This window comes from Acidaminobacterium chupaoyuni (genome assembly GCF_047936785.1).
Taxonomy (GTDB): domain Bacteria; phylum Bacillota; class Clostridia; order Oscillospirales; family Butyricicoccaceae; genus Acidaminobacterium; species Acidaminobacterium chupaoyuni.
Map to the genome: position 1 here is coordinate 1,863,164 of NZ_CP176394.1, position 26,518 is coordinate 1,889,681.

General features: G+C 50.2%; 21 protein-coding genes, 5 tRNA genes, 3 rRNA genes and 1 other annotated feature (1 of these 30 only partly in view). Of the genes, 12 read left to right on the plus strand and 17 right to left on the minus strand.

Going from position 1 to position 26,518, the window contains the following annotated elements:
• Nucleotides 1–128, minus strand: a binding site (T-box leader); it reaches 102 nt to the left of the window's first position.
• A gap of 113 nt (nucleotides 129–241) precedes the next feature.
• Nucleotides 242–655: a hypothetical protein gene (locus tag ACJA3I_RS08910; protein ID WP_458862256.1), complete on the minus strand. Its 414-nt coding sequence runs from the start codon at nucleotides 653–655 to the stop codon at nucleotides 242–244.
• Between the two features lie 186 nt (nucleotides 656–841).
• Between ACJA3I_RS08910 and ACJA3I_RS08915 the strand changes: the two genes are divergently transcribed.
• From ACJA3I_RS08915 to sfsA, 10 genes are all read left to right on the plus strand, one after another.
• Nucleotides 842–2,221 (plus strand): oligosaccharide flippase family protein, encoded by a 1,380-nt coding sequence (locus ACJA3I_RS08915; RefSeq protein ID WP_458862257.1) that lies wholly within the window; start codon nucleotides 842–844, stop codon nucleotides 2,219–2,221.
• A gap of 302 nt (nucleotides 2,222–2,523) precedes the next feature.
• Nucleotides 2,524–3,528 (plus strand): 3-deoxy-7-phosphoheptulonate synthase, encoded by a 1,005-nt coding sequence (gene aroF, locus ACJA3I_RS08920; RefSeq protein WP_458862258.1) that lies wholly within the window; start codon nucleotides 2,524–2,526, stop codon nucleotides 3,526–3,528.
• Complete coding sequence (locus ACJA3I_RS08925; protein WP_458862259.1) at nucleotides 3,515–4,399, plus strand: prephenate dehydrogenase; 885 nt, start codon at nucleotides 3,515–3,517, stop codon at nucleotides 4,397–4,399. The genes aroF and ACJA3I_RS08925 overlap by 14 nt, the downstream gene beginning before the upstream one ends.
• Nucleotides 4,396–5,466, plus strand: coding sequence for a 3-dehydroquinate synthase (gene aroB, locus ACJA3I_RS08930; RefSeq protein WP_458862260.1), 1,071 nt, complete (start codon nucleotides 4,396–4,398; stop codon nucleotides 5,464–5,466). Before ACJA3I_RS08925 ends, aroB begins: the two co-directional genes overlap by 4 nt.
• Nucleotides 5,463–6,731 (plus strand): 3-phosphoshikimate 1-carboxyvinyltransferase, encoded by a 1,269-nt coding sequence (gene aroA, locus ACJA3I_RS08935; RefSeq protein ID WP_458862261.1) that lies wholly within the window; start codon nucleotides 5,463–5,465, stop codon nucleotides 6,729–6,731. Before aroB ends, aroA begins: the two co-directional genes overlap by 4 nt.
• On the plus strand, nucleotides 6,709–7,794 hold the full coding sequence (gene aroC, locus ACJA3I_RS08940) for a chorismate synthase (protein ID WP_458862262.1): 1,086 nt from the start codon (nucleotides 6,709–6,711) through the stop codon (nucleotides 7,792–7,794). The genes aroA and aroC overlap by 23 nt, the downstream gene beginning before the upstream one ends.
• Nucleotides 7,795–7,825: 31 nt before the next feature.
• Nucleotides 7,826–8,971: a bifunctional chorismate mutase/prephenate dehydratase gene (locus ACJA3I_RS08945; RefSeq protein WP_458862263.1), complete on the plus strand. Its 1,146-nt coding sequence runs from the start codon at nucleotides 7,826–7,828 to the stop codon at nucleotides 8,969–8,971.
• 12 nt (nucleotides 8,972–8,983) lie between these two features.
• Entirely contained in the window at nucleotides 8,984–10,222 is a 1,239-nt protein-coding gene (locus tag ACJA3I_RS08950; RefSeq protein WP_458862264.1) for a shikimate kinase, read from the plus strand.
• A complete protein-coding gene (aroQ, locus tag ACJA3I_RS08955; RefSeq protein ID WP_458862265.1) occupies nucleotides 10,203–10,637 on the plus strand; it encodes a type II 3-dehydroquinate dehydratase in 435 nt (144 codons plus the stop codon). The genes ACJA3I_RS08950 and aroQ overlap by 20 nt, the downstream gene beginning before the upstream one ends.
• A gap of 5 nt (nucleotides 10,638–10,642) precedes the next feature.
• On the plus strand, nucleotides 10,643–11,323 hold the full coding sequence (gene sfsA, locus ACJA3I_RS08960) for a DNA/RNA nuclease SfsA (RefSeq protein ID WP_458862266.1): 681 nt from the start codon (nucleotides 10,643–10,645) through the stop codon (nucleotides 11,321–11,323).
• Here the strand turns inward: sfsA and ACJA3I_RS08965 are convergent.
• From ACJA3I_RS08965 to ACJA3I_RS09040, 16 genes are all read right to left on the minus strand, one after another.
• Nucleotides 11,318–11,518, minus strand: coding sequence for a hypothetical protein (locus ACJA3I_RS08965; protein ID WP_458862267.1), 201 nt, complete (start codon nucleotides 11,516–11,518; stop codon nucleotides 11,318–11,320). The two genes, sfsA and ACJA3I_RS08965, sit on opposite strands and share 6 nt — an antisense overlap.
• A 77-nt stretch (nucleotides 11,519–11,595) precedes the next feature.
• Nucleotides 11,596–12,153, minus strand: coding sequence for a GNAT family N-acetyltransferase (locus ACJA3I_RS08970; RefSeq protein ID WP_458862268.1), 558 nt, complete (start codon nucleotides 12,151–12,153; stop codon nucleotides 11,596–11,598).
• A 93-nt stretch (nucleotides 12,154–12,246) separates the two neighbouring features.
• Nucleotides 12,247–15,468 carry a response regulator gene (locus tag ACJA3I_RS08975; protein ID WP_458862269.1) on the minus strand — a complete coding sequence of 1,074 codons (3,222 nt, stop codon included), beginning with the start codon at nucleotides 15,466–15,468 and terminating at the stop codon, nucleotides 12,247–12,249.
• 287 nt (nucleotides 15,469–15,755) lie between these two features.
• On the minus strand, nucleotides 15,756–16,091 hold the full coding sequence (locus ACJA3I_RS08980; RefSeq protein ID WP_458862270.1) for an HK97 family phage prohead protease: 336 nt from the start codon (nucleotides 16,089–16,091) through the stop codon (nucleotides 15,756–15,758).
• Nucleotides 16,092–16,168: 77 nt separating this feature from the next.
• On the minus strand, nucleotides 16,169–16,438 hold the full coding sequence (locus ACJA3I_RS08985; protein ID WP_458862271.1) for a hypothetical protein: 270 nt from the start codon (nucleotides 16,436–16,438) through the stop codon (nucleotides 16,169–16,171).
• A gap of 7 nt (nucleotides 16,439–16,445) precedes the next feature.
• Nucleotides 16,446–16,742 carry a hypothetical protein gene (locus ACJA3I_RS08990; protein WP_458862272.1) on the minus strand — a complete coding sequence of 99 codons (297 nt, stop codon included), beginning with the start codon at nucleotides 16,740–16,742 and terminating at the stop codon, nucleotides 16,446–16,448.
• 61 nt (nucleotides 16,743–16,803) lie between these two features.
• Nucleotides 16,804–17,268, minus strand: a complete 465-nt coding sequence (locus ACJA3I_RS08995) for a GNAT family N-acetyltransferase (RefSeq protein WP_458862273.1) — start codon at nucleotides 17,266–17,268, stop codon at nucleotides 16,804–16,806.
• A 186-nt stretch (nucleotides 17,269–17,454) separates the two neighbouring features.
• Nucleotides 17,455–18,312: an AraC family transcriptional regulator gene (locus tag ACJA3I_RS09000; protein ID WP_458862274.1), complete on the minus strand. Its 858-nt coding sequence runs from the start codon at nucleotides 18,310–18,312 to the stop codon at nucleotides 17,455–17,457.
• Between the two features lie 806 nt (nucleotides 18,313–19,118).
• Nucleotides 19,119–19,210 (minus strand) — tRNA-Ser (locus ACJA3I_RS09005).
• Between the two features lie 86 nt (nucleotides 19,211–19,296).
• Nucleotides 19,297–19,373, minus strand: a tRNA-Ile gene (locus ACJA3I_RS09010).
• 54 nt (nucleotides 19,374–19,427) lie between these two features.
• Nucleotides 19,428–19,503: transfer RNA gene (locus ACJA3I_RS09015), tRNA-Asn, on the minus strand.
• 10 nt (nucleotides 19,504–19,513) lie between these two features.
• A 5S ribosomal RNA gene (gene rrf / locus ACJA3I_RS09020) occupies nucleotides 19,514–19,630 on the minus strand.
• Between the two features lie 87 nt (nucleotides 19,631–19,717).
• A 23S ribosomal RNA gene (locus ACJA3I_RS09025) occupies nucleotides 19,718–22,561 on the minus strand.
• A 191-nt stretch (nucleotides 22,562–22,752) separates the two neighbouring features.
• Nucleotides 22,753–22,828, minus strand: a tRNA-Ala gene (locus tag ACJA3I_RS09030).
• Between the two features lie 61 nt (nucleotides 22,829–22,889).
• A tRNA-Ile gene (locus tag ACJA3I_RS09035) sits at nucleotides 22,890–22,966 on the minus strand.
• 135 nt (nucleotides 22,967–23,101) lie between these two features.
• Nucleotides 23,102–24,633 (minus strand): 16S ribosomal RNA (locus tag ACJA3I_RS09040).
• Together the 16S, 23S and 5S rRNA genes with 5 tRNA genes alongside form the textbook arrangement of a ribosomal RNA operon.
• Nucleotides 24,634–25,327: 694 nt before the next feature.
• Here ACJA3I_RS09040 and ACJA3I_RS09045 point away from each other — a divergent pair.
• Together ACJA3I_RS09045 and ACJA3I_RS09050 are read left to right on the plus strand one after the other, a co-directional pair.
• Nucleotides 25,328–25,885: a chromate transporter gene (locus ACJA3I_RS09045; protein ID WP_458862275.1), complete on the plus strand. Its 558-nt coding sequence runs from the start codon at nucleotides 25,328–25,330 to the stop codon at nucleotides 25,883–25,885.
• Nucleotides 25,882–26,448, plus strand: a complete 567-nt coding sequence (locus tag ACJA3I_RS09050) for a chromate transporter (protein ID WP_458862276.1) — start codon at nucleotides 25,882–25,884, stop codon at nucleotides 26,446–26,448. The genes ACJA3I_RS09045 and ACJA3I_RS09050 overlap by 4 nt, the downstream gene beginning before the upstream one ends.
• The last annotated feature ends 70 nt before the right edge of the window (nucleotides 26,449–26,518 follow it).

The following is a 26,518-nucleotide window of genomic DNA, read 5'->3' on the forward strand; positions in this document are numbered from 1 at the left end:
CACAGCTTACTTGTTTTTCAGCTTGCAGCTCGGGGACGACCTTCAAACAGTGCTTCACGAATGCTTTCACCGGCCGCATTCTCTCTTTGCTTCCGCGCGGTTTTACTCCTGCCCTTCACAGCTTTTCTGTTCCTTATTATAAGTTGCTCTTTTTTCTTTGTCAAGTTGCCCCGGCCGTGATTTTTTTGAATTTTTATGGATTTCACCCGCTTTGAAAGCCCGCTTCAAAGCGGGTGAAGCCCTATTCCACTTCTTCCTCGATATCCACCGCTGTTTGCTTGGGGCGATAAGCCGCATCCGTTTTGATAACCGCCGCTGCCACCGCAAAAATATTGGCCAGCAAAAGTCGTGATAACAGTGTGTTCTTCGATTTTCGCTTGTCTTCCATCCACGCCAGATATAAAAAATACACTGCCACGGTCAAAATCAGCACAGAGTTGATCTTAGGCAGCGTATCTAAATAATCATAATTTTTATCGGGGCATCTGCCGCTGTTTTTTTCTTTGATCCCCTCGAGAGTGGTCATACCCAGCAGGGTGGCAGCGCCGCCCACCGCCAGCATGAAAATTTGAACATCCAGGCTTTCAAGCCATGTGGTTTCACCCGGGCCGGCCCCAAGGAGCCCCGCCTGAGCCGCCGCCGTTGAGGTTGCCATCCGCCCTTCCCTCCTTTTGCCGCACCTATTTTATTAAATGCCGAAAAAATGAATTTGACACCTTTTTTCAGAAACATCTGTAAAATTCATTCGGATTTGTTATAATAAGAGCGCGACTCAAATTTTGATGCGGGCGGCGGCGAAAACCGCGCCTTTGCCCGCGGCGTTTTCAAAGGAGCAATGCCCATGAATTCTTATAAAAAACTGCTTTCCACCACCATGGTGCTGGCCATCGGTTCCTTCAGCTCGAAAGTTCTTGTTTTCCTGATGATGCCGTTCTATACGCGCATGCTTTCCACATCAGATTACGGAACAGTCGATCTGATCATTCAGACCTGCAATCTTTTGATTCCGCTTGCCACCATCGGCATTGCAAATTCGGTCATCCGTTTCGGGCTTGACCGCGATTCCAACAAGAAAGCGGTTTTTACCACCGGCATCGTGACGGTTCTCGCCGGTTTTGTTCTGCTTTGCCTTTTCAGCCCGCTGCTGCGCTATATCGGGTTTTCCCAATATACCTTTCTCATTTTGATCTATGTGCTGACAAGCTCTTTTCACACGGTCTGCGCTCAATTTGTTCAAGCGAAAAAATACACCCGTCTTTTTGCCGTAGACGGCGTTTTGCGCACGGTTTTGACCATCGGCCTGAATGTTCTGTTTTTGATGGTGTTCCGTCTGGGCGTCACGGGTTATGTTCTGGCGACGATCATCTCCGATTTTATTTCGGTGATTTTTCTGTTCGGTGTGGCAAGACTGCGCCGTTATATTTCTTTTTCTTCGCTCAACCGCGAAACCACTTCCACCATGCTGCGCTATTCCATCCCGCTGATCCCCACCATGCTTTGCGTGTGGATCATCAGCCTTTCCGATCGTTATATGCTGCGCTATTTTGTCAGCGTTTCCGCAACGGGCATTTACGCCGTTTCCAACAAGATCCCCACTTTGCTGAGCATCGTGGCCAGCATTTTCGGCGATGCCTGGCAGATCTCCATCGTATCGGAAGACAAAGAAAAACAGCAGCACTTTTTTTCGAATGTTTTTGCCACCTATCAATGCATCGCGCTGATCGGCGCTTCCGGTCTCATCATGACGGCCAAGCTTTCCACCACGCTGCTGGCTTCCCCCTCTTATTATTCCGCCTGGGAATGCATCCCCCCGCTGGTTCTGGGCATCATGTGTTCCTGCCTGGGAACTTTTTTGGCCAGCATTTACATGGTGGAAAAACAAAGCGTCTATACTTTGATCACCACGGCCATCGGCGCCGCTTCCAATGTGATTCTGAATTTTATTCTCATCCCGCCTTATCACGCTTTGGGCGCGGCCATCGCCACCTGCACCAGCTATTTTCTGATCTTCTTTATCCGTTCCATCCACACGCGCCGTTTCATCCCCGTCGATTGGCATCTTGAAAAATTCCTGCCGGCGTTTCTGCTGGTTTTTGCCCAGGGCGTGCTGATGGTCACCGAACCGCCGCTTTGGATTTTATGGCAGATCGTAATCTTTTTGATCGTGCTGTTCCTCAATTATAAAACACTGCTGCGCTCGGTAAGCCGCATTCTGCATTGATCGCGCTTTTTCGTTTTTTTCGGTCTTCCCCTTTACTTCTCAGAAAATCTGTGGTAGTCTGTTAAAAGAAACCGAACATGGGAGTTATCAAGAATGAAACAGTTGCTCTTTACAGCTGCATATTATTTTTATTTTAGCTTTACCAACTTTTTTGGTAAGGCTTATTTGAATTTTGCTGTAAAACGAAACTGCGCTTGTGCATAAATTTTCTGGCAGGAAAGCGTTCTGGTTCCGCAGCGAAATTCGCCGCGGAACCTTTTTTATTTTTTTGACCCCTGAATAACAATACGGAGGATTTTTCGATGATCGTTTTGCTGAAAAAAGATCCCGATCCCTTGCAGATGAACCGTTTGCTGGATTGGCTGAAAGAATTGGGCGTTCAGCCCAATGTTTCGATAGGCACTTCTCAAACGCTGATCGGCCTTGTGGGCGACACTTCCAAAGTGGATATGGATGTTATCCGCGCGATGGATATTGTGGAAGATGTCAAGCGCATTCAAGAGCCTTATAAAAACGCCAACCGAAAATTTCACCCCGAAGACACGGTGATCTCTGTGGGCGAAGCAAAGATCGGCGGCGGCCATTTCGCGGTGATGGCGGGGCCTTGCTCGGTGGAGACCGAAGAGCAGATCTGCGCCGTTGCCAAAGCGGTGAAAGCTTCGGGCGCCCAGATCCTGCGCGGTGGCGCTTTCAAACCCCGCACCTCGCCTTATGCCTTTCAGGGGCTGCATGACGACGGCATCCGGCTTTTGCTGAAAGCCAAAGAAGAAACCGGCCTGCCCATCGTCAGCGAGATCATGGATGCCGCGCATCTTCCGCTTTTCGAAGAGGTGGATATCATTCAGGTGGGCGCGCGCAACATGCAGAATTTCGAACTGCTTAAGCATCTGGGGCGCCTTGAAAAGCCGATCCTTTTAAAGCGCGGCCTCGCAAACACCCTGCAGGAACTGCTGATGAGCGCGGAATATATCATGGCCGGCGGCAACGGCAATGTCATTCTCTGCGAACGCGGCATCCGCACCTTTGAGCCTTCCACGCGCAACACGCTGGATCTTTCCGCCGTTCCCGTTCTTCACCGCCTGACCCATCTGCCCGTGGTGGTCGATCCCAGCCACGCCACCGGCTCTTCAAAACTGGTGCAGCCCATGGCGCTGGCCGCCACGGTGGCAGGCGCCGACGGTCTGATGATCGAAGTGCACAACGACCCTTCCCACGCCCTTTGCGACGGCCCCCAGTCGCTGACCCCCGCGGCGTTTGACGCCATGATGAAAAAAGTGGTGGCGGTAAGACCTTATGCCGAGCGCTGATCTGTTTTCCCCTGTGGGGGTGATCGGTCTGGGGCTCATCGGCGGTTCGATGGTGAAAGCCATTCGTCTTTCAAAAAATTGCCGCATCTATGCTTCCGATCTTTCAGAAACCGTGATGCAGAGCGCCGCGGCAGATGGCAGCATCGACGGTGTTTTAGATTCTGCCGCTCTGGCTTCCTGCCGCCTTTTGCTGCTGGGGCTTTACCCGCAGGCGGCCGTTGAAACGATGAGAGCCGCCGCAAAAATGCTGCCGCGCGGCGGCGTGGTGGTGGATCTTTGCGGGGTAAAGCGGGCGGTATCTGGCCCTCTGGCAGAGATCGCGGCCGAAAACGGCCTTTATTATGTGGGCGGCCACCCCATGGCAGGCATGGAACACAGCGGATATGCCCATAGCCGCGCCGATCTGTTTTTGGGCGCTTCCATGATCCTCACCCCGACGCCCGGCACCCCGCAGCCGCTTTTAGAAGCTTTGGAAACATTTTTTCTTTCACTGGACTTTGACCGGGTCTGCTTTTCAACGCCCGAACAACACGACCGGGTGATCGCCCTGACTTCACAGCTGGCCCATGTGATCTCATGCGCTTATATCGGCAGCCCCACCGCCATGGAATTTTCGGGTTTTTCGGCAGGCAGTTTTCGCGATATGACCCGTGTGGCGCGGCTCAATGAAACCATGTGGACAGAATTGTTTTTCGAAAACGCCGATTACCTGGCGGAAGAGATCGACGGCATGGCCCGCCGTTTGGGTGATTTTGCTGCCTGTTTGCAAAAGCAGGATCAGCAGGCCATGTTTTCACTTCTTCACAATTCGCGCCTTCGAAAAGAAAAAACCGACGCGATGTGTTCGCCCGCGAAAGGAGAAACCCCATGAAAACGGTGACTGTTACCGCCTCTCAGACCTATCCTGTGTATATCGGCCGCGGGCTGATCGGAGATCTCGGCCCCCTTTTGACAAAACATCTTGCGCCCTGCAGGGCTGCGATCGTCACAGACGACACGGTTTCGGCGCTTTATGGCGGGCAGGTTCGCGACCGGCTGGAAGAGGCCGGGTTCCACACCTCTTTGTTTTCCTTTCAGCCCGGCGAAGGTTCTAAATCGCTGGCGGTTTTCGGCCGGCTGCTCTCTTTTCTTGCAGATCGGCAAATGGGCCGCGATGATTTGATCGTGGCCTTGGGCGGCGGTGTCTGCGGCGATCTGGCGGGGTTTGCGGCCTCTGTTTATCTGCGGGGCATTTCTTTCATCCAGCTGCCCACCACCCTTCTGGCCGCCGTGGATTCTTCTGTGGGCGGCAAAACGGCCATCGATCTGCCCGAAGGCAAAAATCTGGCCGGCACTTTTTATCAGCCGAAAATGGTGCTTTGCGATTCACAGCTGCTCACAACGCTTCCCGAAGCCGTTTTTGCGGATGGCGCAGCCGAGGCCCTAAAATATGGAATGATCGCCGACCCCGACCTTTTTAAAACGCTGGCCAAAGGCGGATGGCGCGAACACCCCGAAGAGATCATCGAACGCTGCGTTTCCATCAAAGCGGCTTTGGTGGAAAGCGACGAGCAGGATCACGGCCCGCGGCAGCTCTTGAACCTGGGCCACACTTTCGGCCACGCCATCGAAGCGCGCAGCGGCTTTACCCTTTCCCACGGGCAAGGGGTCGCCATCGGCATGATGATGGCCGCAAAAGCCGCCATGAGCCTTGGGATCAGCGGTCAAAACATCTGCCCCCTTCTGGGCGCGGCGTTGGCCCAAAACCATCTGCCCGCCGTTTGCCCTTATCCGCCTGAAGAGCTGATCCCTTACGCGATCCGCGATAAAAAGCGGCTGGGCGAAACGCTTCACCTGATTTTGCCTCGCGCCATCGGCATCTGCGAACGCCGCGCCGTGCCCCTTGGCGATCTGCCCGCGCTTTTTGCCGCGGCCTGCAAAACGGAGGGAACGCCATGATCCGCCAAATCGAGCCTTCTTTGCTGGGCGGGTCGATCCCCGCCATCGTTTCAAAATCCGATGCCCACCGCCTGCTGATCTGCGCCGCGCTGGCGGATGCCCCCACGCGGCTGCGCCTTTCTTCCCGATCGGAAGATATCGAGGCAACGCTCAGATGCCTGATTGCCCTGGGCGCCCGGGCAGAAAAGCTTGAAGCCGATCTGTTTCAGATCTATCCTCTGGCCGATGTGAACGGCCCCTGCCTGCTGGATTGCAGCGAAAGCGGTTCCACCCTGCGTTTTCTGCTTCCCCTTGCCGCGGCTCTGCGGCGCGACATTCGTTTCATCGGCCATGGGCGTTTGCCATCGCGGCCTCTGGAACCGCTGCTTTCCCGCCTGATTGCCTGCGACGCGCAGATCTCGGGCAGCGCTCTGCCCCTTGAAACCCACGGCGGCCTGCGCGGCGGCGATTTTCTTTTGCCGGGCGATGTCAGTTCTCAATATATTTCGGGCCTGCTTTTCGCCCTGCCGCTTCTGCCGGAAGAAAGCCGCATTTTGCTCACCACCGCGCCGCAATCACGCCCCTATATTGAAATGACGCTTGCCTGTCTGCGGCGCTTCGGCATCTGCATCCGCGACCTTGAAAACGGCTGGCAGATCCCCGGCGGGCAGCGTTACCGCTCGCCGCGGGAAGTCACCGCCGAGGGCGACTGGTCCAACGCCGCCTTTTGGCTTTGCGCCGGTGCGCTGGGCAAAAAGATCACGGTGACGAACCTTTCTCAAAACTCTTTGCAGGGTGATCGGCAAATCGTTTCTCTTTTGCGCCGCTTCGGCGCCGAGGTCACACAGACCGCCGCAGAAACCACGGTTTGCCCTGCGCCGCTGAAAGGCATCGCCATTGACGCTTCTCAAATCCCCGATCTGGTGCCCGTTCTGTCGGTGGTTGCCTGCGCCGCCGAAGGACAAACCGAAATTTATAACGCGGGCCGGCTTCGGCTGAAAGAAAGCGACCGCCTTTCCGCCATTTCGGGCCAGTTACAGGCCCTTGGCGGCCGGGTGATCGAGAGCCAAGATTCGCTATTGATAAAAGGCTGCCCGCTTGTGGGCGGCAAAGTCAGCGGATATCACGACCACCGCATGGTCATGGCCGCCGCCATTGCGGCGCTGCGCTGTTCCGGTGCGGTTCAAATCGATGGCGCCGAAGCCGTACAAAAATCTTACCCCGCTTTTTTTGAAGATTATGAACGATTGGGAGGGCATTCTTATGTCATCGATGCTGGGCGATAAACTCAGGCTTTCTATTTTCGGCCAATCTCATTCCCGCGCTATCGGCGTGGTGATCGATGGCCTGCCCGCAGGCGAAACCATCGATTTAGAAGAGGTTTCTGCCTTTATGACCCGCCGCGCGCCGGGCCGCACCGCGACTTCCACCACCCGCAAAGAGAATGATCTGCCCATCGTTCTTTCGGGCCTTGTGGATGGAAAAACCTGCGGCGCGCCGCTTTGCGCCATGATCGAAAACCATGACGCGCGCTCAAAAGATTATGAGGCGCTGCGGGTGCTGCCCCGCCCTTCTCACGCCGATTACACCGCTTATCTGAAATGGGGCGAAAACCATGATATCCGCGGAGGCGGGGCGTTTTCGGGCAGATTGACCGCCCCTCTGTGTTTTGCGGGCGCGGTCTGCGCCCAAATTCTGGCGCGGCAACAAATTTTCTGCGGGGCCCACATCGCTTCCATCGGCGGGATCGCCGATGCGGCCTTCGACCCCGTTCTGCTGAAAAAAGATGCCCTGCTTCAGCCCGGGCAAGCCGATTTTCCGGTGATCGACTGTGAAAAAGGCCGGGCGATGCAGGCGCTGATCGAACAAATTCGAAGCGAGGGCGATTCCATCGGCGGCATTATCGAATGCGCCGCAGTGGGCGTGCCCGGCGGTCTGGGCCAGCCGATGTTCGACGGCATGGAAAACAGGCTGGCCAAAGCGATCTTTGGCATCCCCGCCGTGCGCGGCCTTGAATTCGGCGATGGCTTTGCCGCGGCCGCCATGCGCGGAAGCCGGCATAACGACCCGTTTCTTCCCGATGAAAACGGCGCTTTGAAAACCATCTCCAATCATCACGGCGGCATTTTAGGCGGCATCACTTCGGGCATGCCCCTGCTTTTTCGCGCAGCCGTCAAACCCACCCCTTCCATCGCCCTGCCGCAGCAAAGCGTCAACCTCAAAACGCATCAGCCCGAAACACTGGTGATCGAAGGGCGGCATGACCCCTGCATCGTTCCCCGCGCGGTGCCCTGTGTGGAAGCCGTGACTTCTTTTATCCTGCTGGATAGCCTGATGCAGGACAGATAAGCATAACCACCACAAACAAAGGAGCTTTTTCATGGAACTGGAGCAAATTCGAAATGAGATCAACGAAATCGACACCCAAATGGCGCAGCTTTTCGTGCGACGCATGAACGCCGTTCTGCAGGTGGCCGAATATAAAAAAGAAAACGATATGCCCGTTTTAGACCGCAGCCGCGAACGCGATGTTCTGGCGCGCATTGCCGCTTTGGTGGGCGAACCCTATGAAGCCTATTCAAAAATCTTGTGGAACACCCTGTTCGACCTGAGCCGCAGCTATCAAAACAGCAAGCTTTCAGAAGGCTCTTCTTTAGAAGAAGCTATTTGCAGAGCCGCCCGCGAAACGCCGCCGCTTTTCCCTTCCCGCGCAGCGGTGGCTTGTCAGGGCATTGAAGGCAGCTATTCACAAAAGGCCTGCGACCGTTTGTTTTCGCTGCCCACCATCCTTTATTTCAATCAGTTCGAAGGCGTTTTTCAGGCCGTGGAACAAGGCATGTGCGATTATGGCATTCTGCCCATTGAAAACAGCACAGCGGGTTCCGTTTTGGCGGTTTATGACCTGATGCAAAAATATCATTTTCATATCGTTCGCTCGCTCAAACTGAAAATCGATCATTCTCTGCTGGTGAAAGACCCTTCGGCCGGGCTGGCGCAGATTCGCGAGATCGTTTCTCATCCGCAGGCCATCAGCCAGTGCAGCGATTTTTTGCGCGACCACCCTGATATCAAAATCACTTCCATGGAAAACACCGCTGCCGCGGCACGCTATGTTTCGCAAAGCCCGCGCACCGATCTGGCGGCGATTTCTTCCCCCGCCTGCGCCGAACTATATGGTCTGACCCCGATTCTGGAACATTTCCAAAACAACGATTCCAACAACACCCGTTTTATCTGCATCTCTAAAAAAATGGAAATTTACCCCGGTGCCGACCGCATCAGCCTGATGCTGACGCTGCCCCACCGGCCCGCCTCGCTCTATGGGCTGCTTGCCCGTTTTGCGGCGCAGGGCTTCAACCTCACCAAGCTTGAAAGCCGGCCGATTCCCGGGCGCGATTTCGAATTTTTGTTTTATTTCGATTTTGAAGCTTCCGTTTATTCCCCCGAAACGCTTTCTCTGCTGGGGAATTTACAGCGCGATCTGGCCCAGTTCACCTTTCTGGGCAGCTACAGCGAATCGGTTTAGGGGGCGTCAGCGATGGAATATGGTTTGATCGGTGAATCCCTTGGCCACAGTTTTTCCCCTTGGATCCACAAACAGCTGGGGGGCTATGATTATCAGCTTTGCCCTCTGCCCCCGCAGCAGCTGGAAGCCTTTCTCTGCGCCCGTGATTTTCTTGGCATCAATGTGACGATCCCTTATAAAAAGGCCGTGATACCTTATTGCAGGGTGCTTTCCGAAACCGCCAGATCCATCGGAAGCGTCAATACGATCATACGCTGTAAAGATGGCAGCCTTTACGGTGATAATACCGATTTGTATGGATTTTTGACCATGGCACGGCGTGCCGGTGTTTCTTTGCGCGGTAAAAAAATCTTGATTCTGGGCAGCGGCGGAACCAGCCTCACGGTGCAGGCGGCCTGCCGTTTGGAACAGGCGGCAAGCGTGATCGTGATCTCGCGGCATGGTGAAAACACCTATCAGGATCTGCCCCGGCATATGGATGCGCAGGTGCTGGTAAACACCACGCCCGTTGGGATGTTCCCGCATAACGGCGAAACGCTTTGCGATCTTAACGACTTCCCCCTGCTGGAAGGGGTTCTCGATGTGGTCTATAATCCGCTTCGCACAGCGCTTCTGCGCGATGCGCAAAACCGCGGGATTCCCAGTTCCTGCGGTTTGCCGATGCTTGTGGCGCAGGCCAAGCGGGCCGCCGAACTTTTCATGGGCCACCCGCTGGAAGAAGACCGCCTGGAACCTGTTTTGAATAAACTTTTTCTGCGTCAATGCAATCTGATTCTGGTGGGAATGCCCGGCAGCGGAAAAAGCACCCTCGGCGCGATGCTTGCCAAAAGGCTTGACCGCCCATTTGTGGATATCGATGAAGAGATCTGCCGTGAAGCTCAAAAATCCATCCCCGCCATTTTTGAAGAAGAAGGCGAAGCTGCTTTCCGCGCGTTGGAACGCCAAATGATCGGCCGTTATGGGGCGCAAACAGGGCTTGTGATCGCCACCGGCGGCGGCGCGGTTTGCGACCCGCGCAACGAGGAGCCCCTGCGGCAAAACGGCTGGATCGTTCATTTGCAAAGACCTTTGCCGCTGCTCGCCACCGCCGGCCGTCCGCTTTCCCAAAACGCCGAAGCGCTTGCCCGGCTTTGGCTTCAGCGCAGCCCTCTTTATGAAGCATTCAGCGATTTCACAGCAGAAAACACCGCCGCGCCTGAACAAACGGCACAGATGATTTTGGAGGCTTTTTATGAAATTACTTGTGATTAACGGCCCGAACCTCAATATGCTGGGCATTCGTGAAAAAGAGATCTATGGAACGCAGACTTATGAAGGGCTTCTGGCATATATCCGCGAAATCTGCCGGGAAAAGCATATCGAAGTGGAGTTTTTCCAATCGAACCATGAAGGCGCCATTGTCGATGCCATTCAGGCCGCTTATGGCCGGAAAGACGCCATCGTTATCAATCCCGCCGCTTACACCCACACCAGCATCGCCATTTTAGACGCCTTGAAAGCGGTCGCCCTGCCCGCTGTGGAAGTGCATCTTTCGGATATTTACCAGCGAGAAAGCTTCCGCCATATTTCCTATCCCGGCATGGCCTGCCAAAAATCGTTTGTGGGGCAGGGGTTCGAAGGTTATCGGCTGGCCATTGATTATCTGCAAGCCGCGCTGGCTGAGTGAAGCCAATGCGATATTCTTCCGCTTTGCCCGCCACTTTTTTATCAAGGCCCAACCGTTTTGTGGCGCAGGTATTATTAGATGGGCGAGAAACCACCGTTCATGTGAAAAATACGGGCAGATGCCGCGAGTTATTGGTTCCCGGGGCCGCCGTCTGGCTTGAAAAATCAAAAAACCCCGCGCGCAAAACCCTTTATGACCTTATCACCGTTCAGAAAGGCACGCGGCTCATCAACATGGATTCTGCCGCGCCAAACGCGATCTTTCGGGAATGGGCGCAAACTTCGGGCCATTTTGGCAAGCCGCTTTTGATTAAACCTGAACAGCGATTCGGCGATTCACGCCTGGATTTTTATTTGGAAACCGCTTCACGGCGGATTTTTGCCGAAGTAAAAGGCTGCACTTTGGAAGAAAACGGGGTCTGCCGCTTCCCTGATGCGCCGACAGAGCGAGGCGTGAAGCATTTGAAAGAGCTGATACGCTGCAAAGAAGCCGGATATGACGCCTGCATCGCCATCATCATCCAAATGGAACAGGCCGACCATTTTGAGCCCAATGACAAAACTCACCCCGCCTTTGGCCGGGCTTTGCGTGAAGCCAAGGCGGCGGGGGTGGAAATCCTGGCTCTTTCCTGCCGCGTTTCGCCTATGGAAATTGCTGCCCGCGGCTTTGTTCCCGTGGTTTTATGATCTGACAGAAAATGCTATGCCCTTATGCGGCATAGCATTTTTTGTTTCATTAAGGATGTTTTCTGACGCGGCGCTCAGATTCTGTTCCCAATTTTCGGGGAATTTCATATGCTGCGTGTTGCCCAGAACCACAACGGCAAGCGGCGCTTGGGCAATTGGTTTTGAATAGGGGCTCATGTGCGAAAGCCGTTCCAAAGAATCTTTCTTCCGAATCACTAAAAATTCAAAAGGCTACGGCGCGCAAAAATCGAATTCATTCTATTCCTTTCTTTTTAACCGCGCTGTTCTTTCACTAAAATATATTCTTTTGTGGGGAAACATTTTCCCAATTGTTTTGCTTCATATTGCCTTTCTTTCACAAAATGAAAACCGCATTTTTCGATGACCCTCTGCGATTGATGATTTTCGGTAAAATGGCCGCAGGTCAAGGCATCAAGATGCAGTTCTTCAAAACAGAAATCGATCATGGCCGCCGCCGCTTCGGGCATCAGGCCTTTACCCCAATAAGATTTTGAAAGCACATAACCGATCTCTTTTATTTCCATGGCCTGATAGTTTTCATCTTCGTTGGCCCAGGAATCATGCAGCCCCAGTGAACCGATGACTTTTTGGTTTTCTTTCAGCTCGATCGCGAAAACATTTTTTCCCTCGCGAAACAACTTTAAAATTTTCTCTGATTCTTCCATGGATTCATGGTGCTTCCATCCTGCCTGTTCGCCTACCCCTTCCACCGAAGCATATTCAAAAAAATCCGCCAGATCGCTTTTTTCCCATCCGCGCAAAAGTAATCTTTCCGTTTCGAGTTTGGCGTTTGAAAGGTCGATTTTCAACTCTGCTCCCTCCCGTTTTTCTTTCTTCCTGCGGCGCACGGCATTGGGACGGTGAATATCTCTCTGCTCTATGCCGCGCCGTTTCTCTCTGTTTTATTTTGCTTTTGATATCGCTTCCTGCAGCTTTTCATAAAGGATCTTTGGTTCAATAGGCTTTGCGATATGGCCATCCATGCCGCTGGCCAGCGCCGCGCCCACATCCTCCGCAAAAGCATCGGCCGTCATGGCATAAATGGGAATCGTTTTGCCATCGGGCCGTTCCAGCGCACGGATGGCTTTGGCTGCCTCATGCCCATCCATCACCGGCATCTGCACATCCATTAACACAGCATCGTAAGTTCCCGCCGGATGAGAAGAGAACAGCTCAATGGCTTCTTTGCCGTCGCCGGCGAAATCAGCCTGCATATGGACATATTCCAGCAACCCGCGAGCCACTTCGCGGTTGATCTCGTTATCTTCCGCCACCAGCACCCGATGGCCCGTGAAATCATAATGCTCTGTTCCCTGCTGTTTTTTAACAGCCGCTGAGCTGCCGGAAATCGAAAGCAGCAAATCAAAAACCGTTGATTGGAACAGCGGCTTGGAAATGAACAAATTTGCCCCCGCTTCTCTTGCCGCGTCTTCCACTTCCGAAACATCATATGCCGAAACAATAATGATCAGTGCTTCGTCGCCGCACATGGAACGGATCTTACGCGTTACCTCTATCCCATCCATATCCGGCATTTTCCAATCTAAAAAGCAGATCTGGTATGCCTTTTTCTTTTGTTCGGCTTTCACGATCAGCTGAAGTGCCTGCTGACCCGAGTTTGCCAAATCATAGGGCAGCCCGATGCGATCTAAGATCGAACCGGTATATTCGCGGGCATACTGTTCGTCATCCACCACCAGCGCGCGCAGGGTCTTTAATTTTCCGCGCACCGCTTCTTTGGGCGCATCCGCTTTCTGCAAGGGCAGTTCCACGATAAACCGCGAACCCTTGCCCTGTTCCGATTCCACGCGCAGCGTTCCGTGCATCATCTCCACCAGATTTTTGGTGATGGAAAGCCCCAGGCCGCTGCCGCCATGCCGCCGCGCGGTGTCGGCGCTTTCCTGTTCGAAAGGCTTGAACAGGCGCTCCAGCATTTCTTGGCTCATGCCGCAACCCGTATCGGAAACCATAAAGGAAACCGCTGTCTTATCTTGATTCTCCGTTTGGGTCACCAGTACATCGATATGGCCGCCCGCTTCTGTGAACTTATAAGCATTCGAAATCAGATTGAGCAAAATTTGATTGATGCGCAGGCTATCGCCCACAAAATATTCACAGTTCAAATCGGCAGCCATCGAAAACACGACGCCCTTTTGCTCGCATTGTGCATAATATACCGCTGAAATTCCATTCAGAACGGTCTTTAAATCGAATTTTATGCTGGCAATTTTCAGCTTTCCGCTTTCAATTGCAGACATATCCAGCACATCGTTGATGAGGCTGAGCAACACTTTGGAAGAACTGTCGATCTTATTAAGATAATCATTCACCTTTTCGGGCTCTTTTTCATGGTGATGAGCAATGGCTGTCAGGCCCACGATGGCGTTCATAGGGGTGCGAATCTCATGGCTCATGCGGGAAAGGAACTGCCCTTTGGCCGTGTTGGCCTTATCCGCCGCCAACCGCGCTTCGATCAGGTGTTTGCGGTTGATGCTTAAAAACACAATGGAAAACGAAAATATGAGAAAAACCGCTATGAGCAACATCACCGCCAACCGATCATCTTTGATCATATCGATAAAAGTTACCTTGTTTGATTGCAGAGAATATTTCAAAAAGCTGTTTCCCAGCGCTTCTTCTCCAACCGAAGCAATGCCTTTATTCAAAATGGATAACAGCGTCAATCCATCTTCATGAACGGCAAATGTCACTTTCATATCATATTTTGCTTCTGATACATTCAATTTACGCAGTTCGGAATCATTCTTGAGCTGCATCTGCAAATAAGTGTTCCCAATCACCGTGCAGCTTGCTTTTCCTTCTGCCACCGCTTTCAGGCAATCTTTCATATCCGCGCATTTCAGTATCTTCGCGTTGGGAAAATTGGTTTTTACATAAGGCATCTGCAGCGGTGCGTCTTCTGTTACGGCGATGCAATCGTATAAATGGGTCATATCGACATCGCCCGAAACCACAGACATCGGTGAATCTGCAATATCTGCGGTGACTTTATAATTCTGTTGTTCGGCCAGCCAGTAATCACCCGATATGGGAATCATGACCTCTATTTTTCCGCTTTCAAAATCTTTATACAGGGCCGAATAGGTTGAGTAAGCATGCGCGATGAAATGAATCCCATAAGCGTTGCCGATTTGATCCATCACAGTTGATGCCACACCCATAATGGCGCCGGTGGACTGATCGGTGTCGCAATAAGGCGCGTAATGGTTTACATAACCCACTTTCACCTGATTATGCTGTTTAATCCACGCCTTTTCATCATCGGTCAGATATTGCTGGATCACGCTGTAACTGAAATATTTTTGCTGAAGTTCTTCATTATAATAAGGCGATTCGGCCAAAATCCGCGCTTGCGCATCATCCAGATCATGCAGCAGATCTTTGCGGTTTTCAGTCACGGCGAAATAATAATCGGAACTGCCGATAGCGGCGATGGGGCGCCACGATTTATCTGTATGGGCATCTGTAGCAACGATGGCATCCAGTATTCCGTTTTCCAAGGCGGCATTGCGTTCGGAAGAACTGTCATATTGTATCACATCACACTGAATATGATATTTTTTCAGCCATGCGATGAGCTGCATATACTGTTCACCGATATCGGCGCGGTATACGCCGATTGCCTTGCCGTTCAGACCATCATAATCTGCGGAACCGATCGTCTGATTTTTTGCCCGGGTGTATAAATAATTGCTTTCTTTCCCCGCGGCAGCCTGGGCAAACAGCATCTTTTGGGCGCGTTCTTTTGTATAGGAAACATTAAAAAGCAGATCGACCTGGCCGTTTTCAAGCTTATTCAGCAAGTCTGACCAATCGCTGTATACATATTGATAACGCCAGCCGGTATAGCTGGCGATTTTTTGCAAATAGTCATAGGCATAGCCGGATTTGGGCGCAGCATCATCTCCACCGCGCATATAAGAATCATCTTCCGAATAATACCCCACCCGCACCACTTTCGCGTTTGAGGCAGCAGTTTGCAGCGGAAAAAGCCCAAACACAATCCCCGCGCAAAGCACCGATGCCGCTATGCGCACAGCAAAAAGTTTTTTTCTTGCGCCGGTATTCCGCGCCAGATATTTTTTGATTTCGTGTAAACTCACCGTTACACCTGCTTTCTTTTTTGAAGCCCCGCTTCAGCAGTAAAATGGCTTTCATCCTCGAAACAGACAAAAGTTTTCTATAAAAAATGTGTTTTTCAGGCAAAATACAGCTTCCCTACTCTTGAAGAATAGCATTTCAGTTTGCAAAAGGCAACTTTTTTCACGAATATTTTTTGCTTTCTTGCCTTTGCTTTAAGGGCATTTCCTGTTTTTCCCCGTTTTAAAATCCATTATCTGTTTGTATTGAAAGCGCATTTTTTTCTTTATTCAGGTTGCTTTTTTGCAGTTTACACCATCTGCATTCCGAACGACCATCCACGGATCTTACCATTCTTCGCGAGTTCTATGATATCTTTATCCGTAATCAGCACATCAGCGTGCAGGCCAATATTATCCTCATACAGCGTCAGCGTCTTGTCCTCTGTGCTGGCGTAGATGTGTGTGCTGTCGTGGTCAACCGTCACAGAGATATCCCCGGCACGATCAATCGCCCCCTGAAATGCCCTCGGCTCGATTTCCTCAATGACCTTTCCATGCGGAGTAATCACCGGGCGGCTCTTTTTCTCTGTCACATTGACATAGCCGCTGATGTGTGCGCCATCTGCTCGGATTTCAATGTTCAATACTTTTCACCTCCTGAAAATGGGTATAAAAAAGCGCGGTGTATTGCTGCACCGTGCTTTCGCTATGTAATTACGGGTTACTCGTCGTCCTCATCATCCACGATTTCAAGAGGAGGTAAAATTGATATTTCGTAATTCTCCAAATCATGGATCGTGGCGTTCGGATTCTCTTTAATGTACTCCAGAATATCTTCCAAAATACCGTCATCAATCCAGTTTGGGATTATTTGCTTGTCTAACATTTCCCCAACGCTCTCTGGGATATTAGTTTCCTCCTCATATCTACTTTTGTCCTCAAGTAGATATTTAAGTCTTGATCGAATTTCTTTTTCTGTTTTATTCATCATTACCGCCTCACTTCAACTGCTTCTTTTTTGTGAAGGTATAATCTCCAAACCCGTTCACCTTGAACACATACTTATGATTTCGATTATAGCAAATGTGCACCGTCCCAGATTTTAGCTTTGGAAAGTCTGTTGCAATTTGGTGACTCACTCGCGTAGATTCCTTCTTCCCCATGCGCGCAACTGCGTGTTTGGACTTTCCGCCGCCGGAACCGCCGGTGCTTGCAAATCTTCCGTCTTTGTCACGCGGTTGCGCCCGCTGTTCAGAGCCAAGTGCGTCGCCGTCTGGCAATGCATCCGCGCCCATTTTACTGGCCTTGTTTGTATTCAGCGTGTAAATGATTCAACAAATCAATTGAACCCTGTACCTAAAAATTCATCCGGTTTTCACTGCGCATCTCATAATATTTAAACATTTCGTCTTGTCGGATGGCTTGGAAGCCCACTTTTTCAAGCACATGCTGGCTTCGTTTGTTTTTCAAAACAGCATCTGCAAATATAACCTTCATGTGCAGCTTTGCAAAAGCATATTCCAAAATAAGCTGTTCCGCTCTTGTGCCGATTCCTTTTCCTTTCACCGTGTCATTCTGAAGGTGTATGCTAAGCGTGCATTCCCCTTTTTCAGAATTGATATCTTTCAGCAGAATTTCTCCCACAGGGATATTTCCCTCAACGATTGCGAATAAGAGCCGTTTTTTCTCCAGTTGCTTTTTGAAATATGCATCCGCCCATTCGTCACTATATACAAAGGGCCTATATTGGTTCATTTCCATAAAAGTGTCGGCATCTCTTTCGAATCCGCGATAATATTGGCGGCACATTTCGTATGACATTGGTATAACGCTTATCTTTGACATAAAAAAAGAAATATCCCTTCTATTTTTTCATCGTTCTGAAACACATTGCTCCGTCAAATTTCTGACTTATAAAAGGAAAAGGGTTGCTTTTTTATTTTTTGCGTCTTGCCTCAGCAGACCATTTGTATCAACTGATTTGAATTGAAAGCAAAAGAAAGCTTTTCATTTCTTCTCAATGGGGATCCAAATTTCGCTGTAATATTTTTCATCTTGCGTGCCTTTTTCGTAATCATGGGGATCGGTATAATATTCGATATTGTAGCCTCCGGCAATCTGATACTCCATGCAATTCGGCAGCCATTCCGAAAAGATTTTGGTGTTAACATCCTGCAACGCTTTCGGCATTGAACCCACGCAGGGAAATATCGCCCATGTATGGCGAGGAATTTCAAAAATTTTAAATTCATCGGGCAAATTCTTTTCTGCATCGTAATCATCCGCGATCAAATATTGGAATTCTTGACCGTTTTGGCTCTCTTCAATGCACACACCATATGTGCCGCAGATATCATTTCCCTTTCCCATTTGATAATGCTGCGCCCAAAACGCAGGAATCTCTTTATATGCGGTTTCGCTATTAAATGTTTTCGATGCGCCAATCACTTGAAACGCTTCTTTCTCAATAATTTTATAATCCATAATATAACCGCCTTCCAGCAAAAACTTGAGCTTTAACGGTGCAAACACTTTAATTGTTTGACCATTCTTTCTTACCCCTGTGGGAGTTGAACCATGAAAGCGCGTAAATGCTTTTGTGAAACTATCCGGAGAATCATATCTATATTTCATTGCAATATCAATGATTTTTTCGTCCGTTGTCAGCAAATCATTCCCCGCAGCAGCCAATCTGCGGTTGCGAATATACTCTCCCACCGTGAATCCACAAAGCAGGCTGAAAGCTTTTTGAAAATAAAAGGGCGATATCAATGCTTTCGCCGCGATGTCTTCCATTTTCAGATCATCTTCCAAACCATTTTCGATATACTTGATTGCTTCACGCATACTTTCTATCCAATTCACGAATTGAACCTCCTTTCTGCTTTTATTGTAGCAGTTCCATATTCTTCATACCTGCTATTTCCTGCTCTGATCTGTCCGTAAAAATAATCCGCATGCTGTTTCTCAAAATCCCAAATGTGTTATCCTCATCAAAATCCTCGTTGCAGGTATTTTCTATGAATATGGCTATTACGAAATGTACCAAAGTTTTTCAGGAACATTTTTTGCAAGAGGTTTTTCTTCATGATTGTGATGATAACAATATATCCTCACGACCGCTGCATGCGCATTCTGTTATGATCTGTTGCCACATTTCCCCATATCAGCCAATATTCTTCAGCAGGATGATTGCATATTCTCTTAACTTTTTTGCTTACAGATATACTATTATCATGAGAAGCGTTGCCTGGGGAATCAGTCACAGCATTTTTTCTCCAGCATACTTTTGTTTTTCATACCTTTTTCATACCTTTTAGATTTATCATATCATAATAAACTCAACTCTGCCCTTTTTTTCATTTCAGTGACGATATTTCGCTTGATTTCCACTCTTTCTCAGCAAATGCCTTCTTTTTCACAATTAGAACTCAATAAACGCCCTGATTCTTCCGCGTTCCGACTGTTTTAACGCCTTATCCGCTGCAAAACAAAGCATTCATCTTGGTATAAATATAATGAATAAAAGCTGGGAAAGCAAAAGAATTTAAGAAAAACAAAGCAAAACCGCAAAACCTTTTTCATCCCATCAAAAAGCATAGAAAAAACCACAACGGCATGATTTCAGTTAATATTTCTATCAACCCGAACCATGCCGTTGTGGATACATTTGGCGGAGAGAGAGGGATTCGAACCCTCGAGACGCTATTAACGCCTACACGATTTCCAATCGTGCGCCTTCGGCCAGCTCAGCCATCTCTCCAAATCTATTCAGTTAAACATCGCTTAAACAGTATAACAAACATTATGACCCGCGGTCAACACTTTTTTCACATTTTCGCAAATTTATGGTGGGCCTTCAGGGACTCGAACCCGGGACCGTCCGGTTATGAGCCGGATGCTCTAACCAACTGAGCTAAAGGCCCATTTTACGCCTGAAAATAAATCAGCCGCCGCACTTTCCCATGCGGCGGCTTCTTTGGCTCCTCCTGTCTGGCTCGAACAGACGACCCTGCGGTTAACAGCCGCATGCTCTACCGACTGAGCTAAGGAGGAATATACACAGAGTAAGCGCCATCCTACTTTCCCGGGCCGTCTCCAGCCAAGTATCATCGGCACTGGTGAGCTTAACTTCTGTGTTCGAAATGGGAACAGGTGGACCCTCACCGTTATCAGCACTTACTTTGCGTCTATTCTATTGTGCACAAAAGCACAATGAAAACTGAACAAAGGGAAGAAAGAATGGGAGAAACGAGGTTACCTAATAATTTAGGTCAAGCCCTCGGCCTATTAGTATCAGTCGACTCAATGCATTACTGCACTTACATCTCTGACCTATCAACCACGTAGTCTTCGTGGGGCCTTACTCCTTTCGGATGGGAGATCTAATCTTAGAGTTTGTTTCACGCTTAGATGCCTTCAGCGTTTATCAATTCCGCACATAGCTACCCAGCTATGCCACTGGCGTGACAACTGGTGCACCAGAGGTGCGTCCATCCCGGTCCTCTCGTACTAAGGACAGCTCTCTGCAAATCTCCTACGCCCGCAACAGATAGGGACCGAACTGTCTCACGACGTTCTGAACCCAGCTCGCGTACCACTTTAATCGGCGAACAGCCGAACCCTTGGGACCGAATCCAGCCCCAGGATGTGATGAGCCGACATCGAGGTGCCAAACCTCCCCGTCGATATGGACTCTTGGGGGAGATCAGCCTGTTATCCCCAGGGTAGCTTTTATCCGTTAAGCGATGGCATTTCCACTCACATACCACCGGATCACTAACTCCAACTTTCGTTACTGCTCGACATGTCTGTCTCGCAGTTAGGCTGGCTTTTGCGTTTACACTCTATGCGCGATTTCCGACCGCGCTGAGCCAACCTTTGAGCGCCTCCGTTACTCTTTTGGAGGCGACCGCCCCAGTCAAACTGCCCACCTGACAGTGTCCCCCACCCGGATTCACGGGTGCAGGTTAGAATTCCAATATTTCAAGGGTGGTATCCCAAGGTTGACTCCGCCTGAGCTGGCGCCCAAGTTTCCAAGTCTCCCACCTATCCTGTACATGAAATATCAGAATCCAGTATCAAGCTACAGTAAAGCTCCATGGGGTCTTTCCGTCTAGTTGCGGGTAACTGGCATCTTCACCAGTACTACAATTTCGCCGGGCGGGCTGTCGAGACAGTGCCCAAATCGTTACGCCATTCGTGCGGGTCAGAACTTACCTGACAAGGAATTTCGCTACCTTAGGACCGTTATAGTTACGGCCGCCGTTTACTGGGGCTTCAGATCAAAGCTTCGCTTGCGCTAACCTCTCCTCTTAACCTTCCAGCACCGGGCAGGCGTCAGCCCCTATACGTCATCTTTCGATTTAGCAGAGACCTGTGTTTTTGTTAAACAGTCGCTTGGGCCTTTTCACTGCGGCCACATCGCTGTGGCGACTCTTATCCCGAAGTTACGAGCCAAATTTGCCTAGTTCCTTGACAACCCTTCTCCCGTTGGTCTTAGGATTCTCTCCTCATCTACCTGTGTCGGTTTGCGGTACGGGCGCTTTAGTATTCGCCAGAGCTTTTCTCGCCTCAAGGCATCGCATGCTTCCCTACTTATATTTCGGTCCCTTTCGCCCGGGGCGACCATCGCCCGGGTCATGCTATCCTCAAGTGTCCCTCTGGTTTAAATGTCAGCGGCTACGGAATTTCCACCGTATGTGCATCGACTACGCCTTTCGGCCTCGCCTTAGCTCCCGGCTTACCTTGGGCGGACGAACCTTCCCCAAGAAACCTTAGATTTTCGACCATTATGATTCCCACATAATTCTCGCTACTTATTCCGGCATTCTCACTTCTTAACAGTCCACAAGTGCTTCCGCTCTTGCTTCGCCCCGTTAAGAACGCTCCCCTACCCCTGCATTTACATGCAAGCCCAAGCTTCGGTTTAATGCTTAGCCCCGTTATATCTTCCGCGCAAAGCCACTCGATCAGTGAGCTATTACGCACTCTTTGAATGTGTGGCTGCTTCTAAGCCAACATCCTGATTGTCTGTGCAACTTCACATCGTTTTACACTTAGCATTAATTAGGGACCTTAGCTGTGGATCTGGGCTGTTTCCCTTTTGACCACGAGACTTATCTCACGTAGTCTGACTGCTATGCATCAATTATCCGGCATTCTGAGTTTGATAGGCTTTGGTAACCTCGCGGCCCCTAGACCATTCAGTGCTTTACCTCCGGTAATCTAACATAACGCTAGCCCTAAAGCTATTTCGGGGAGAACCAGCTATCTCCGGGTTCGATTGGAATTTCTCCGCTATCCACAAGTCATCGCCGACTTTTTCAACAGGCGTGCGTTCGGTCCTCCATGGAGTTTTACCTCCACTTCAACCTGCTCATGGATAGGTCACCCGGTTTCGGGTCTATTGCAGCATACTTTGTCGCGCTATTAACACTCGGTTTCCCTTCGGCTCCGGAACTCCAGTTCCTTAACCTCGCATGATACAATAACTCGCCGGACCGTTCTACAAAAAGTACCTCATCACACTTTAACGTGCTTTGAGTGCTTGTAAGCACAAGGTTTCAGGTTCTCTTTCACTCCCCTCCCGGGGTTCTTTTCACCTTTCCCTCACGGTACTGCTCCTCTATCGGTCACTGAGTAGTATTTAGGCTTGGATGGTGGTCCACCCGTCTTCCCACGGCGATTCCTCGTGTCCCGCGGTACTCTGGATACAGCTAGCTCAATCTCAAGTTTCACCTACAAGGCTCTCACTTTGTTTCGCGCGTCTTCCCATACGCTTCGGTTACTCTGATTGATACTTGTTGCTGTCCTAACCCCGGAAATATTGCTACTTCCGGTTTGGCCTCTTCCGCTTTCGCTCGCCACTACTAGCGGAATCTCGTTTGATTTCTCTTCCTCGCCCTACTTAGATGTTTCAGTTCAGGCGGTTCCCCTCGTTAACCTATGGATTCAGTTAACGATCCGCGGGCTTTTCCCGCGGGGGTTTCCCCATTCGGAAATCTACGGATCAATGCTCATTTGCAGCTCCCCGTAGCTTATCGCAGCTTGTCGCGTCCTTCTTCGGCTCTCAGTGCCAAGGCATTCTCCTTGCGCTCTTTCATGCTTGACCAGTCTTGGTTCTCATTGATTTTTTCAAGAATTATTATGGCAACCTCCGGCATTTGTTGTAATTTGTATTACCCTTTGCCAAAACAGAAAAACCTTTAAATTTTGTCCATTTAAATGTCTTCTCTATCGTTGCTCTTATCTTTCATCTTTATCTTTGTTCAGTTTTCAATGTACTTTTGCGGCCTTTCGGCCTGGTGGAGATGAACAGAATCGAACTGTCGACCCCCTGCTTGCAAGGCAGGTGCTCTCCCAGCTGAGCTACACCCCCAGATTGTTAAAGCGATCTGTCGTTCTCACACCCTCGCTCCCCATCCCCTATTCCTAAGGTTTGGTGGGCTCAAGTGGACTCGAACCACCGACCTCGCGCTTATCAGGCGCGCGCTCTAACCGCCTGAGCTATGAGCCCATTGAGTTGCTCTACTTTGCTCGCTTCGAGTATGCTTAGCACACTCTAAATTAAACAACACCTAATCTGCTGAGTTACCTTGATTCTCTGACCTCGGATTCCACAGCTCTGTTTCAAGCTGTTTGGTCTCCTTAGAAAGGAGGTGATCCAGCCGCACCTTCCGATACGGCTACCTTGTTACGACTTCACCCCAATTACCAATCCTACCTTCGGCCACGCCCTCCTTGCGGTTAGACTATGGACTTCGGGTATTATCGGCTCTCATGGTGTGACGGGCGGTGTGTACAAGGCCCGGGAACGTATTCACCGCGGCATGCTGATCCGCGATTACTAGCAATTCCGACTTCATGCAGGCGAGTTGCAGCCTGCAATCTGAACTGAGGCGGCTTTTAGGGGTTTGCTCCACATCGCTGTCTTGCTTCCCTCTGTATGACCGCCATTGTAGTACGTGTGTAGCCCAGGACATAAAGGGCATGATGATTTGACGTCGTCCCCACCTTCCTCCGTTTTGTCAACGGCAGTCTCGCTAGAGTGCTCTTGCGTAGCAACTAACAATAAGGGTTGCGCTCGTTGCGGGACTTAACCCAACATCTCACGACACGAGCTGACGACAACCATGCACCACCTGTGTGTACTTTCCCCGAAGGGCACCTAATGTATCTCTACTTCGTTAGTACCATGTCAAGCCCTGGTAAGGTTCTTCGCGTTGCTTCGAATTAAACCACATACTCCACTGCTTGTGCGGGCCCCCGTCAATTCCTTTGAGTTTCAACCTTGCGATCGTACTCCCCAGGTGGGATACTTATTGTGTTAACTCCGGCACGGAGGGGGTCAGTACCCCCCACACCTAGTATCCATCGTTTACAGTGTGGACTACCAGGGTATCTAATCCTGTTTGCTCCCCACACTTTCGCGCCTCAGCGTCAGTTAATGTCCAGCAGGCCGCCTTCGCCACTGGTGTTCCTCCCGATATCTACGCATTCCACCGCTACACCGGGAATTCCGCCTGCCTCTCCATCACTCAAGAACCACAGTTTCAAATGCAGTCTATGGGTTAAGCCCATAGTTTTCACATCTGACTTGCAGTCCCGCCTACTCGCCCTTTACACCCAGTAAATCCGGATAACGCTTGCCACCTACGTATTACCGCGGCTGCTGGCACGTAGTTAGCCGTGGCTTATTCTTACGGTACCGTCATTTGTTTCGTCCCGTACAAAAGAAGTTTACAATCCGAAAACCTTCATCCTTCACGCGGCGTTGCTGCATCAGGGTTTCCCCCATTGTGCAATATTCCCCACTGCTGCCTCCCGTAGGAGTCTGGGCCGTGTCTCAGTCCCAATGTGGCCGTTCAACCTCTCAGTCCGGCTACTGATCGTCGACTTGGTGGGCCGTTACCTCACCAACTATCTAATCAGACGCGAGCTCATCTCTCAGCAATAAATCTTTGATAACAGAACCATGCGATCCCGTTATATTATGCGGTATTAGCACACCTTTCGATGTGTTATCCCCCACTGAGAGGTAGATTGCTCACGCGTTACTCACCCGTCCGCCACTAAACTTATAAGCTTCCATCCGAAAACTTCCGCTTGTAAGTTCCGTTCGACTTGCATGTGTTAGGCACGCCGCCAGCGTTCATCCTGAGCCAGGATCAAACTCTCTAAATAATTTATCATCAAGCGCCGAAGCGCTTCATGTCGTTTTAGAGCTTTGTCTTAGCTATATCTTTTTACTGTTTAAAAGAGATCTTTTAAACTCATTAAAATCTTCAGGGTCCTCTTTTTCATTTCGGCGTTGTTTAATTTACAATGTGCTAATTCTTTGTTTCGCTCCGTTTCCGAAAGACAAGCTTTCGTTACGGTGCTTTGTTATTCTACCAAAGTCTTTCGAGTTTGTCAAGCACTTTTTCATTTTTTCTTTCCGGCGTTTTCGCCGTCAGATCCATGTTTCCGCGCTTTTCTTCTCTTTTTCTTCGGCTGCCTTTTTGAAAGGCGCTTGATTATCTTACCAAACTGCCGGCCGTTTGTCAACACCTTTTTTTCGAAGCTCACTGTCGCATTCTCCATGCCGTTAAGCCCGCGAAGCAAAGGATGCTTCCTGCCAAACTCGCTTTTCGTTTGTGCCGCTCAGAAGCAGCTTTGTTAGAATACCATACCGCATCCCCGTTGTCAACGCTTTTTTTGCTTTTCTTCCTTTTTTCTTCAAATTACTTTTTTCTCTTGTTGCCTGTCTATTCTTTTGCTATAATTCATATGCCATCGTAAAGGTGCTTGACTTTGTTTTTGTGCCTTCCACTGTTTTTATGATGTTATATTATATATATATGAGTGGGATGACAATATTTTGAATGGAGGTCCTATTTTGAAAGAACTGCTAACCCTTTATTGCGCATTTTTTCGTATCGGAGCCTTGACCTTTGGCGGCGGCTATGCCATGATGCCCATGCTTCAAAAAGAAGTCATTGAAAAATACCGTTGGGCGACCGAAGAAGAAGTCATGGATTACTATGCGGTGGGCCAGTGTCTGCCCGGCGTGATCGCGGTAAACACCTCGCTGTTCATCGGCAATAAGGTGCGCGGCGTGGTCGGCGGCATCGTTGCGGCGCTGGGCGTTGTTTCTCCCAGCTTTCTCATCATCGCGCTGATTGCGGCATTCCTCAGCAATTTTGCCGATTTGCCTGTGGTTGTCCATGCGTTCGCCGGTATTCGTGTTGGCGTTTGCGCCCTGATCTTAAGCGCTATCATTAAAATGTGGAAGAAAGGCGTGATTGATGTTCCCACCTTCTGCATTTTTGCAGCAGTATTTGTCAGCACCCTCTTTACCGATATTTCCACCATTCTGGTCGTTGTGCTGGCCGGTGTGATCGGCGTGATCCTGGGCGCCGTTAGAAATCATAAGAAAGGGGCCGACACCAAATGATCTACCTTCAAATTTTCATCGAGTTTTTCAAAACCGGGCTTTTCGCCATCGGCGGCGGTCTTGCCACCCTCCCTTTTCTTTATGATATCGCCGAAAAATTCCCCGCGTGGTATTCCACAGCCGATCTTGCCAATATGATCGCTGTTTCCGAATCGACCCCCGGCCCCATCGGCATCAATATGGCTACCTTTGCCGGATATCAGGCCAGCGGCGTTCTCGGTTCTTTTGTTGCCACCATGGCGGTGGTGCTGCCTTCGATGATCATTGTTCTGATCGTGGCCCGCTTCCTGGAAAAATTCAATAATCATCCCGTGGTTCAGAGTGTATTTTACGGTCTGCGCCCTGCCGTCTGCGGTTTGATCGCCACTGCCGGCGCTCAGGTCGTCAAAATCTCTTTGCTCAACACCGAGCGTTTTGAAGCCTCGCGCCGCATTCTCGATTTATTCAGCTGGAAAGCCATGCTGCTTTTCGTGATCCTTTATTTGGGTATCACAAAAACAAAAAAACACCCCGTCTGGTTTTTGGCCATCGGCGCGGTCGTCGGTATTCTTTTCAAATTTTAATAATGTTTTTTCTGTCTTTTTCAAGCTGCTTTGCGGGCCTTTCCTCCGTAAGGCAGCTTTTCTTATGGCT